9 protein-coding genes and 2 riboswitches are annotated in these 12,373 nt (G+C 44.1%); of the genes, 5 read left to right on the top strand and 4 right to left on the bottom strand.

Annotated features, from left to right (window positions below):
* Positions 1 to 34 precede the first annotated feature (34 nt).
* The 4 genes from LC065_RS07880 to LC065_RS07865 form a co-directional block, all read right to left on the bottom strand.
* Complete coding sequence (locus LC065_RS07880; RefSeq protein ID WP_226592441.1) at positions 35 to 445, bottom strand: hypothetical protein; 411 nt, start codon at positions 443 to 445, stop codon at positions 35 to 37.
* 251 nt (positions 446 to 696) lie between these two features.
* Positions 697 to 4,254 carry an S-layer homology domain-containing protein gene (locus LC065_RS07875; protein ID WP_306163871.1) on the bottom strand — a complete coding sequence of 1,186 codons (3,558 nt, stop codon included), beginning with the start codon at positions 4,252 to 4,254 and terminating at the stop codon, positions 697 to 699.
* 341 nt (positions 4,255 to 4,595) lie between these two features.
* Complete coding sequence (locus LC065_RS07870; protein WP_226592445.1) at positions 4,596 to 4,811, bottom strand: hypothetical protein; 216 nt, start codon at positions 4,809 to 4,811, stop codon at positions 4,596 to 4,598.
* Positions 4,812 to 4,823: 12 nt separating this feature from the next.
* The gene (locus LC065_RS07865) at positions 4,824 to 4,946 is read right to left on the bottom strand and encodes a hypothetical protein (RefSeq protein WP_264187845.1); all 123 of its coding nucleotides are present in this window, start codon (positions 4,944 to 4,946) and stop codon (positions 4,824 to 4,826) included.
* Positions 4,947 to 5,201: 255 nt separating this feature from the next.
* A riboswitch (SAM riboswitch) is annotated at positions 5,202 to 5,306 on the top strand.
* Positions 5,307 to 5,373: 67 nt separating this feature from the next.
* A riboswitch (SAM riboswitch) is annotated at positions 5,374 to 5,481 on the top strand.
* A 71-nt stretch (positions 5,482 to 5,552) separates the two neighbouring features.
* Here LC065_RS07865 and LC065_RS07860 point away from each other — a divergent pair.
* The 5 genes from LC065_RS07860 (at position 5,553) to LC065_RS07840 (ending at position 11,845) form a co-directional block, all read left to right on the top strand.
* Positions 5,553 to 6,707, top strand: coding sequence for an acetyl-CoA C-acyltransferase (locus tag LC065_RS07860; protein ID WP_226592446.1), 1,155 nt, complete (start codon positions 5,553 to 5,555; stop codon positions 6,705 to 6,707).
* 20 nt (positions 6,708 to 6,727) lie between these two features.
* Positions 6,728 to 8,671, top strand: coding sequence for an acetoacetate--CoA ligase (locus LC065_RS07855; RefSeq protein WP_226592448.1), 1,944 nt, complete (start codon positions 6,728 to 6,730; stop codon positions 8,669 to 8,671).
* Positions 8,671 to 9,831 (top strand): thiolase family protein, encoded by a 1,161-nt coding sequence (locus tag LC065_RS07850; RefSeq protein WP_226592450.1) that lies wholly within the window; start codon positions 8,671 to 8,673, stop codon positions 9,829 to 9,831. The genes LC065_RS07855 and LC065_RS07850 overlap by 1 nt, the downstream gene beginning before the upstream one ends.
* Complete coding sequence (locus tag LC065_RS07845; protein WP_226592452.1) at positions 9,828 to 10,250, top strand: Zn-ribbon domain-containing OB-fold protein; 423 nt, start codon at positions 9,828 to 9,830, stop codon at positions 10,248 to 10,250. The genes LC065_RS07850 and LC065_RS07845 overlap by 4 nt, the downstream gene beginning before the upstream one ends.
* Positions 10,251 to 10,345: 95 nt before the next feature.
* A complete protein-coding gene (locus LC065_RS07840; protein WP_226592454.1) occupies positions 10,346 to 11,845 on the top strand; it encodes a sodium:solute symporter family protein in 1,500 nt (499 codons plus the stop codon).
* The last annotated feature ends 528 nt before the right edge of the window (positions 11,846 to 12,373 follow it).

Below are 12,373 nucleotides of genomic sequence, written 5' to 3'. Positions count from 1 at the left end.
AGATCTGAGCCGATAACTTGAATCAATCACAGGATTACTCTAATCCATTTATTGCAGATTTCAATTTACTATCCGTTTCCTCATTTCCAAATTCGTAAAATACCAAGATGTTTTTATGCATGTACTTTTCGTGTTCAACGACTCCAGCTGCAGCTGATTTTTCTTCAAAATCATCCATTCCTTCTTTTCGTGCATCTGTGGAAGGAAATACATAAATAGAGAGCGTATTACCATCTATAAAATATGCTTCAGGAGAAACACCATTTAATTCTCTTGTGAAAGCATTGATGCTTGGTAAATCTGCATCCTCTAGAGCCAATCCTTGATCTGTAATAGCCGTTTGCACCTCTTCTATTGTGATAAGTTCTTCTTCCGATACACTCTGCTCGCTGCAAGCGCTAAGAGCGAACATGATGAATACGTAAAAGAATAATTTTTTAATCATTTCAATACCTCCTGGAAATGCCTCTTTTATAAATAAGTAGATGTTATTTTTTAAGGTTTTCAATCTATTGAACGTTCACGTAACCATATTCCCATTAACACGAACAACCACCTACGTTAGATATTCAATAAAAAGCACAGGAATCCCTTTCCATTTTTAGAAACGGAGTAAGGTCTATTAAAAAACACCTTCACAGTTTATAAGACTGTGAAGGTGTTTTTATGCTCAGATTCTATGATGATTCATTATTGTCAGTCAGTTACTCTGAAGCTGTCTTCCAATACTCTCGCTACAAAAGAGGCAAATTCAGCTCTGGTAATTTCCTGTTCCGGTTTGAAGGTTCCATCCGGGTACCCAACTGTTATATTATTGGCTGCCAGGGTTTGAATATAGGAATCCGCCCAGTGCCCTTTCGTATCTGAGAAAATATCGGTTTGGCCTTGTAATTGATAAGCTCTTGAAACGATGGTTGCCATTTCTGCTCGACTTAAATTTTCATCCGGGTGAAAGGTTCCATCCTTGTAGCCTGAGAGGATATTGGCCTTGGCGGCTGCACCAATGTACCCGCTCGCCCAGTGATCTTCTGAAACATCTGTAAAGTCAGATCCAATCTTCTCAAGTTCTAGTTCCCTGGAAATAACGGTTGCTGCTTCAGCCCTCGTTATATTTACATCAGGTTGGAAGGTACCGTCTTTATACCCCGATAATAAGTTATTTTGTACTAAATAATTTATTTTGTCTTCCGCCCAATGGCCTTTGATATCTTTAAAAGTACCGTCATTGGAAGGTTTGTCTATCGTTAACTCCGTAGATTGGATTACTTCCACATTCCCTGCATAATCGATACTACGATAGTCGACAGTGTGAGTTCCTTCTTCGCTTAATTGAATTACAGAGTTATATTCCTTCCATTCTCCTTGATTGATTCGATATTCTGTCTTGCTCACCCCAGACAGTACATCGGAAGAACTCAGGGTTACCTCCAAATCACCATCTCGCTTTTCAGTACTCATTGCTGTATCTGGAGCCGTTGTATCCAGCATAATTGTGATGCTTTTATCCTCTTCTTTGTTGCCCGCATAATCGATACTGCGATAATCAACAGTGTGGCTGCCTTCTTCATCAATCAATACAGGAGTCGTATATTCTTTCCATTCTCCCTTATTGATTCGGTATTCTGTCTTAGCCACTCCGGATAATGGATCAGTGGAACTCAAGGATACCTCTACTTCGGAGTTATGCCATTGATTACCTACATCACTAGCTGATGTTTGTGGAGCATGATCGTCATATTTCACAGTTAAACTCTTAAACTCTTCTACGTTCCCAGCTGTATCGACACTGCGATAGTCAATGACATTTTCGCCCTTCTGCTGGAAGGTAATCGGACCGCTATACTCTGTCCATTCCCCTTCGTTCATTCTATACTCAATCGTAGCTACACCTGACCATTGGTCTTTAGAAGTTAATGTGATCTCTGTCGTTTTATTCGCCCACTTTTCAGGGACTCCGTTAACTGAAGTAACTGGTGCCGTTTTGTCCAATTTAATTGTTTCATTTTGAACTTCTTCTATATTACCCACGTTATCACTACTTCTAAATTCAATCGTTGTCGATCCTTCTTGATCTAACTTAATAGGATCACTATAGTCTTTCCACTCGCCATCATTGATTTTATATTCGATGGAAGACACGCCTGACAACTCATCTGAAGACGATAAGGTTAGCTCAACATCCTGATTGGACCAGTCCGTCGGTACTTCTTCAGCTGTGGTCACTGGTGCGGTTTTGTCTACTTTAATCACTTTGCTTTGTGTCGCTTCTACGTTTCCAGCATGATCGATGCTTCGGAATTCTACTTTATTGCTTCCTTCTCCTTCAACAAGAATAGAAGTATCATAGGTTGCCCATTCCTCTTCGTTCACTCTATATTCCGTTCTTGAGACGCCTGACAAACCATCTGAAGAACTTAATGTTACTTCCACATTGGATTTATGCCATACATCACTCACGGAACTCATTGTAGTTTCTGGGGATCCAAAATCAAGATTGACATCGACCGTCTGAATTTCTTCCTGGTTCCCAGCTTGATCTGTACTTCGATATTCAATGACATGTTTACCTTCTTCATCAATCGTAATAGGTGTATCGTAGGCAGTCCACTCACCTTCGTTCATTCTATATTCAATAGAACTTACACCTGAAGATTCATCTCTAGCCGTTAAGGATAGCTCTATTTCTTCATTACCCCAGCCGGAAGGAATTTCAGAAGTTGTCGTCACCGGCGATGTTTTATCTATTTTGATGATCTCGGTTTGAATTTCCTCTATATTGCCAGCATGGTCTACGCTTCGGTAATCAAGCTGAACTTCGCCTTCCTGGCTGATTTCGAAGGCCTCTGTATATTCGATCCAATTTCCTTCATTTGTCCGATACTCTATCTTTTTGATACCTGCTTCTTCATCTGTTGCGCTTAAAGTAGCTGTAACATTTGAAGGGTACCATCCATTCTTCATTGGAGTGGATGAGGTGAAATCCACGCTTGTTATTGGTGCAATCTTATCTGTTTCTTCTACCACTACATCATGAGAGCTGAGATCAATATACTCTGAGGTTTCCCGCTTATACTCTGCACCACCGTAAGAGTTATAATAATAGTAATAGTTATCCTGGGCATCTTTTACGTATAAGTAATCTATTTTCCACGCTCCCGCAACATCGTAATCTCCAATTTCAAGACTACCTTCATATTTTCCAGTTTCAGCATTCAACCTTAATGTTACGTACTTTGTTGCGGTTCCTTCTGGCGCTTCATATTTGATACTGACCCTATCTACTCCTGATAAATTATCACTTACCTGAGCACTGAACTTTACTACTTCTCCCCTTTTTACATTAGTGGGAGTTACTTGAAGATTGTCTAGCTTTGGAGGCTGTTTATCTTCTTCTGTCCCAGATACCACTATATTATAAGGACTTAAATCTATATACTCTGAGGTTTCCCGCTTATACTCTGCACCACCGTAAGAGTTATAATAATAGTAATAGTTATCCTGGGCATCTTTTACGTATAAGTAATCTATTTTCCATGCTCCCGCAACATCGTAATCTCCAATTTCAAGGCTACCTTCATATTTTCCAGTTTCAGCATTCAACCTTAATGTTACGTACTTTGTTGCGGTTCCTTCTGGGGCTTCATACTTGATACTAACCCTATCTACCCCTGATAAATTATCACTGACTTCAGCTGATATCTTTACAATATCCCTTTTTGTTACATCTAGAGGAGTTACTTGAAGATTGTCTAGCTTTGGAGGCTGTTTATCTTCTTCCGTCCCCGACACTACTATATTATAAGGACTTAGATCTATATACTCTGAGGTTTCCCGTTTATACTCATAACCACCATCAGAATTATAGTAATAATAATAGTTATCCTGGACATCTTTTACGTATAAGTAATCTATTTTCCATGCTCCTGCAACATCGTAATCTCCAATTTCAAGACTACCTTCATATTTGCTAGTTGCAGCATTTAACCTTAGTGTTACGTATTTTGTTGCGGTTCCTTCTGGCGCTTCATACTTGATACTAACCCTATCTACTCCTGATAAATCATCAATCACATCAGCTGTGATTGTCACTTCATCTCCTACTGTAGCTTCCTTTTTTGAAACAGTTAAATCATTTAGTACAGGTGGAGTAACATCCGAACCTGCATAACTAACCTCCGAATTTCCCAGCGAGACAATAAGCGCCAGGATGGCAAGCACAAGTACACGCTCTATTTTTCCTTTTTTAAAAAACATTCACTCACTCTCCTCTTTCTTTTACGAAGAAAAATCTTCTCTTTATGTATTCACACATTATTTACACAACCTCTATTTTAGTATAAAAGCACGATGAATTGTTAATTATTTTTAAATAAACAAGACTAAAGTTTTCAACTCAAAAACCACATTTAGGACCCTATAATATGCTTTAATAACCAAAAAAAATGGCGTAGTACCCAACCTAAACTGAGGATACTACGCCAGTCTTCAATTCGATATAACAGCTAAAGTTAGACTCTACCACTTACTAAGCAATATCTGCACTCTCCTACTGATCCTATAAATAAGTAGCTAAAGAGCGAAATTGAATAAATCTATTATTGTTTCAAATTAAATCCATATAAATACTCGACCAACTTGTCAAATTCATCATCAGAGGAACACTCAATTTGTAGATCAATAAAAGTCATCACAACTTCTTCATCCTCAAACGGGAAATGGCTGTTATCTACATTGGTTAGGATGTCCCGCTTGGATAATCCCTTTTTAAGTAAAACATCAACAGCCTGTTTCATCGAAGATACTTCTGCCATGTGTATGCCCCCTTATTTGATATCTTCACTCGCTCCTCCATCCCTCCGTCGGTTCTTTTGAATGTTAGTAATAACGAGGATGACAAGAATAAAAATAGATTCTTGTACTAAATATTTACTACACGATTCATCCAAATTCCTGCTTCTCCTAATAAAAACGACTTTATTAATAAGACCAAACCTAGGTGGTCATAAAAAACCTAAACACCTGTAAAATCGAAAAAGATACGGAAAACTAGCGAAAACCACTGCGGTTGAGCTATCTATTAGTTTTCTAAAACGCTTGAGCTTGGGGATCAAATAAAATAAATTTTCACACTTTTCTATAAAATGCATTGACACTTGTCCTTTCCCTTGCTAACATGGCACTTAACCAAATAACGAAAGAACATCTTATCCAGAGAGGTGGAGGGACTGGCCCTGTGAAACCCGGCAACCGCTATATTCATAGCATGGTGCCAAATCCTACTGAGTGAACGCTCAGGAAGATAAGAGATTTACATAATCTCTAACCTCTCTATCGCTGATAGAGAGGTTTTATATTTTCCAATTGAATACTTAATTCTTATCCAGAGAGGCAGAGGGACTGGCCCGTTGACGCCCGGCAACCATCAAGCAAACGCTTGATAAGGTGCTAATTCCTGCAGGAGATGATCCTGGAAGATAAGAAGAGCCAAGAGCCCTCTTCTTATTTTTGTGAAGAGGGCTCTTTCTATTATACAAAAAGGAGTGGATACATAGATGACTACAGTACTACTAGATGGCATCCGCACCCCGTTCGGAAAGTGGAAAGGGGCTTTGAAAAAGAAAACCGCATCCGAGCTAGGATCGCATGCGCTAAGCGCTTTGTTAGAGAAAAATCCGATAGCCAAACAGGCGGATGGTGTGCTGCTTGCCCAAGTGATTCAGGCTGGGGGCGGCCAAAACCCTGCGAGGCAAGTCGCTTATAAAGCGGGGGTGGAAATCAGTACACCTGCCATCACATTGAATAATGTCTGTTTGGGTGGGATCGCTACGATTGCGGATGCCTCCCGAAGACTGAAATTGAATGAAGGAGAGTTATACATCGTCGGTGGATTCGACTCGATGACGAATGCACCTCATACCGCTCCTGTACGTGCTTCTTCCGGACTTGGTCATGCCCTACTAAAAGACACATTACTGAACGATGGTTTATGGTGTGCCTTAACCGATGTCTCGATGGGCGCTCTTACCGATGAGAAAAACCGCTCCTTCGAGATCAGTCGTGAGGAACAAGATGAATATGCCGCCCTTTCCCAGCAACGAGCATCTCACGCTCAGGAAAATGGATGGTTCCAACCTGAAATCACTCCTTTTACAGGATTACTCGAGGAAGATGAAGGCATCCGCAAAGGAACGACAGTAGAAAAGTTATCCAGCCTCTCCCCCGCCTTTTCCAACGAAGGCACGATTACGGCAGGCAATGCGTCGCAGATGACGGACGGGGCGAGCGTTGGGATCGTTACCACTAAAGAGAAAGCAGAATCACTCGGCCAGGATCCACTCGCCGAGATCATAGATTGGTCAGAGATTGCCGGACCTGATCCGAGTTTACAAACCAAACCATCGCAAGCGATCCAAGAACTATTAGACAGACACCAATTGACGACCGAGGATATCGATCTATTTGAAATCAATGAAGCTTTTGCCAGTGTTGTTATCGGCAGCTGCCGGGAGCTTGGCATCGATTATGACCGGGTCAATGTGAACGGTGGCGCAATCGCTCTTGGTCACCCTTTAGGAGGCACAGGATTCCGGCTCGTTTTGACCCTTGCCCATGAACTGAAACGACGCGGCGGAGGAAAAGGCATCGCTTCCCTTTGCGGCGGTGGTGGACAGGGTATGGCCCTGTTGATTGAAGTTCCTTATTCATAACTCGAAAGGAGACAAACCCAATGAATACAACGATCACCGCTCAGCGTTCCCCTTATCTATGGGAGCCATCGAGCGAACGAATAGAACAATCGCACATCAAAGCTTTTGCTGACTATACCGGCCAGCCGCTTTTCCCTTATGAACGTTTCCACCGCTGGTCCGTTTCCCACCTTTCAGAGTTTTGGTCAGCGGTGTGGGATTATGCGGGAATTATCGGAGAAAAGGGAGACCGTGTTTTTGTCCCAGGCACTTCCATGCCGGATAGTACCTGGTTTCCGGAAGCACGGTTGAACTTCGCCGAAAACTTACTGCGCGGTTCTCTTGATCGAATCGTTGCCTATGAAGCGAATGAGGAAGGCATTCAACGAAGTATTACTTTACATGAGCTAAGGCAATCAGTTGCCAAAGCTCAGGAAGGGTTAAAGCGATTAGGTATACAGGAAGGCGATTGTGTGGCCGGGGTCACGACGAACGATATCCAAGGGTTGGTCGCCTTGCTTGCGACCACTTCACTCGGGGCGACATGGACCTCCTGTTCCCCTGACTTCGGGACGAAAGGGATCGTCGATCGCATCGGTCAGGTGAAACCGAAAGTGTTGATTGCTACGCTCTCCTATCAATATAAGCAAAAGCCATTCCAGATCAAAGAAAAAATCAAGCAGACGACGGAACATCTGGAAGGACTATCTGCTCTTGTGACGTTCGGAGGTGAAACGGATATTGAAGGACTACAATCTCTATCCTGGGACGAACTTTGCAACAATGATGCAGTAGAGCCAACGTTCCAACCCGTTTCTTTTAATCATCCTTTATACATTTTATATACATCGGGAACGACGGGACTGCCGAAAGCGATCGTCCATTCGGTCGGGGGGACACTCCTGCAACATGTGAAAGAACACCAGCTGCATTGCGATGTCCAGCAAAATGATGTGTTGTTCTGGTACACCAATACCGCCTGGATGATGTATCCATGGCTCGTTTCAGGGTTAGCCAGTGAAGCGGCTATTTTATTGTACGACGGTTCTCCCGTAAGGCAAGATTACCTCACCCATTTGTGGGACATTGCGGATGAAGTGGGCATCACCCATTTCGGCACAAGTCCTAAGTACCTGGATACATTGATGAAGGCAGGCGTCGATCTGAAAAGCAGTCACTCGCTCGACACTTTGAAAAGTCTGCTATCCTGCGGGGCTCCTTTAGCACCAGAGCAATACAACTGGATCTATCAAACGATCAAACAGAATCTGTTCCTTGCTTCCATTTCCGGCGGAACAGAAATCATCGGCTGTTTTGTAATGGGATCACCCGTTCATCCATTGAAGCAAGGCGAAATTGCATGCAAAGCGTTAGGAATGGCGGTTGATGTATTGGATGAGCGAGGAGCATCGGTCTACGAAGAAAAGGGTGACCTTGTTTGCACCAAACCATTCCCGAGCATGCCGCTCACCTTCTTCGGTGAAGGTGGAGAGGAACGTTACAGGAAGAGCTATTTTTCTAAGCGGCCAGGGATTTGGACACATGGAGACTTAGCTGAACAGACCATCGACCAATCGTTCATCATATATGGACGTGCCGATACGACATTGAATCCAGGCGGCGTCCGCATTGGTACCGCTGAAATTTATGGTGTCGTCGACCATATCAACGAAATCAAAGACAGCGTCGTTTTCGGATTACCGAAAGATCATGATGAAGAAATCGTGCTTTGTGTGGTGACGGAAAACCTTACAGAAGACTCGGCAAAAGAAATACGGCGACAAATCCGGACCAAAGCTTCTCCTCGTCATGTACCGAAGCGGATTTATCAAGTGGAGGAAATCCCTCATACCATCAATGGAAAAAGAGTCGAAGGAGCAGCGAAAACAGCCGCTTTAGGAGAAGAAGTGAAAAACGAAGCGTCCTTACGTAATCCATCCAGCTTACAAGCATTTCGTCAGCTTTCAGAAAGGGAGTTCGTGTAATGGCCAGCCAAATTCAAGGGGCGATCACCGGAATCGGTGAGCTGAAGCCCGTCCGTTATTCAGAAGGAAAAACCACCTTAAGTTTGATTGCAGAATCCGTCCGTCTCGCCATCCAGGATGCCGGCATCTCCAAAGAAGACGTCGACGGCCTGCTCGTCGGACCCCAAGTCGGGGAAACGCCGCAGCATGTGCCGGCGACGGTTTCTGAGTATCTGGGAATCGATCCCACGATGTCCAACACAGTGGATCTCGGGGGAGCGACCGGACCAGGGATGATCTGGAGAGCCGCCGCAGCCATCCAGGCAGGCATGTGTGAAACCGTCGTCTGTGTTTTAGCCAACAAAAATGAAAAAGGGGAAACATTACGATCGCCAAACCGTAATCCGATCCGCGAATTTGATGTGCCTTTCGGTGCATCGGGAGCCAATACCTCCTATGCCCTCATAAAAAGACAGCACATGGAAGAGTACGGGTCCACGCAGGAAGACTTTGCAAGGATCGCGTACTGGCACAGGAAAAATGCTCAGTTGAACCCGGATGCGATTTTCTATAACAAGCCCGTTGAAGTCGAAGATATTATCGCCTCTCCTATGATTGCCGATCCGCTTCACCTGCTGGAAATCGTCATGCCTGTTGCCGGTGGAGCAGCCGTCGTCGTGACATCTGCGGAAAAAGCAGCGGAAGGGAAGCATAAACCGGTCTATCTGAAAGGAGCTGGTGAAAAGATCACACACCGGGCGGTAAGCCAAGCGCCAAGTATAGACGCTCTGCCATTCAACTATTCAATCCCAAGGGCGCTTGACCAAGCTCGTACGAACATTGAAGACATCGACCTTTTCTCACTGTATGACTGTTATACAAGTGTCGTGGCCACCACCCTTGAGAGTGCTGGTCTATGTAAGCCAGGGGAGTTCGGTGATTTTGTCAAAAACCATAGCTTCAGTCATGACGGGGATTATCCATTGAACACGCATGGCGGTCAGTTGGGCTTCGGTCAGGCAGACTTGGCCGGCGGCATGTCGCATGTTGTGGAAGCCGTCCATCAATTGAGAGGCGAAGCTGGAAATCGTCAAATACCAGATGCGAGACAAGCCCTTGTGACGGGGAACGGAGCCACATTAAGCGAAACGACAGCCCTTGTGTTAGGAGGAGAACGATGAGCCAACTACAAAACATTTCTCTGCCACGTCCTACAATTACACCTGTTAGTCAGCCTTTCTGGGAAAGCATCCAAGCCGGACACCTCAGCCTTCAGCAATGTGACAAATGTGAGCAGTGGATCTTCTACCCTCGCGAACATTGTCCACACTGTTTTCATGATTCGTTAACATGGAAAAAAGCATCCGGACGGGGAAGGCTGAAAACATGGAGTGTGATCCATCGGGCCGGACATCCCGCCTGGCAGGAACATACGCCCTATGTGGTCGGCATCGTCACCCTTGAAGAAGGACCATCTCTATTGACTCATATATTGGTAGAGGAAACCGCCTTAAAACATAACCTAAAAGTCGAAATGGAAATCAGTGAAATCGGCCCACACCCCTTGCCATTTTTCAAAAAACAGGAGGAAACGAAATGATCCTTACTTACTTCATCGCTGTCGCTTTATTCTGGTTACTCGGTTTATTGATATGGAAGAATTTTTACACGACGAAGAAAGGAGAACGATAAACGATGCTTACAAGTTCCAGTGTATTACTATGGACCGTCATCCTTTTATTAGCTGTGTACTTTGCCGCTGTGACGTGGGTGGGTAAAAAAGGGCGGGCTCACAGCCAGTCGATGGCCGGTTTTGCTACAGCCCGCGGAAAAGTGAGTCCCTGGCTTGTCGGCGCAAGCTTTGCAACATCTTACGCCAGTGCCAACCTATTCATCGGCGTTCCAGGCCTCGCCTACGAACACGGAACCGCTGTGCTCTGGTACACCCTTGGCTGCTTCGGCGTTTCCTGGGTCGGACTACTTCTCTTCGCCAAAACGTTCTGGCGTTACGGGAAAAAATTCGGTCATGTGTCGACACTTCCGGAATGGCTTGGAAAACGTTACAACTCGAAAGCCCTGCAAGCCATCGTCTCTTTACTGATCTTATTCAATGTCTATTATATCGTCGGACAAAATGTCGGACTTGCAACCATTTTTGAAACGGTCATCGGTATCCCTTATTTCTGGGGCATCATCATTGGTGTTGCTATTACCATTCTTTACATCGGCCTAGGCGGTGCCTTCGCGCAAATCATCACGGACGGCATCCAGGGGGTTCTCATGGCCATTACATCCGTATTCATCGTTGTGTCCTTTTTCTGGACGATTGGTGGAGGATGGAACGTATTCGGAGTGCTGACCGATCGCCTGAATAGCATTGATCCGAACCTGACTGCAGCCATTGCCGACGGCGGTCCCTATAACAGTGCGCTCGCCATCATGGCCGTGCAGTTCCTCCTATTCAGTTTCGTATTGATGCCACATCTATTGAACAAAGTGCTATCGATTGAAAAAGAAGAAGACCTGGCTCCATTCACCTTATCCGCAGGGTTGGTGCTCTGCATCATTTCTACGCTGATGGTTCTCGGTGGACTCGCTGCCCGCGTGCTTTTCCCAAGCTTGCAAAGTGCCGATGCGGCCATTCCAACCTATGTCATTGAGGCTTTCCCGAGTGTCATCGCAGCCATCATGATTGTCGGTATCATCTCTGCCATCCTATCTAGTACCGACAGCTTGTATTTAGGAATTACAACAAGTATCGGAAACGACCTTTACCGCGTCGTCGCACCTTTACTGACTTCAAGAAAGATGTCAGCCAAAGAATTGGACAACAAATCATTGAAAGTAGCGAAAGGATCACTGATTGTCGTTGGACTCCTGTCCCTTTACTTCTCTTTAGAACGCCCAGAGTCCTTGGCCTTCCTAATCCAGTTCAGCTTTTCCGCGATCATATCCGGAATTATTGCGCCCATCACTCTCGGATATTTCTGGAACCGGGCAAATCATTATGGCGCGATCGCCGCTGTGGTTACGGGGGCTTCCTTGTATGTAGCTTTTACATCTCTGAATTTAATCGGAAATATTTTTATTGCCATGTTCTTTAGTGCAGCTTCGGCATTTGTCATTATGGGGATTGTGAGTGTACTGACGGCTAAAGCGAAAGAAGAAAAGTTGGTGTTGGAGAAATCTAGTTAACCAAATACAGGCTTACCCCAACAGACTATTTTACAGGGGCATAAGTGCGTAACACCAGAGATTATTGCCTCTGGTGTTACGCCATCCTATGGCGATCTACTGCACCGAGAATCAAGGACTCACTATATTTCCCTTCTAAATGCGGGCACCCAATTGTTAGTAAAAAGCACTCTTAGAGGGAACACTTTTTATTATTGTTTTTCCCTCGGCTGTTTCTCTTCTTTACGATCATGAATTTGTGCATTTTTATTCGAAAGTTTTTTGTTTCCTTTCGCCATGATTATCCCTCCCTTCTCTCTTATTATTTCGAGAGATAAATGTTTTATTAAAAAAGCCCCGGAACAATTAATCCACATACAAGTACTATTTTTCATAATTAGAAGCCAACTTTGATAATGGATTTCAACAACGATAGCCCCCATTTCTTAAGAGATAAGAAATGGGGGCTATCGTTATATTTAATATTTCTATAATGATTTTAGTTTTTTTCATATGACCAAACCGCAAGTGAAAATACCTGCAACCATA

This window comes from Halobacillus litoralis (assembly GCF_020524085.2).
Classification (GTDB): Bacteria; Bacillota; Bacilli; order Bacillales; family Halobacillaceae; genus Halobacillus; species Halobacillus litoralis_E.
This window is presented reverse-complemented; position numbering and strand designations above follow the sequence as displayed.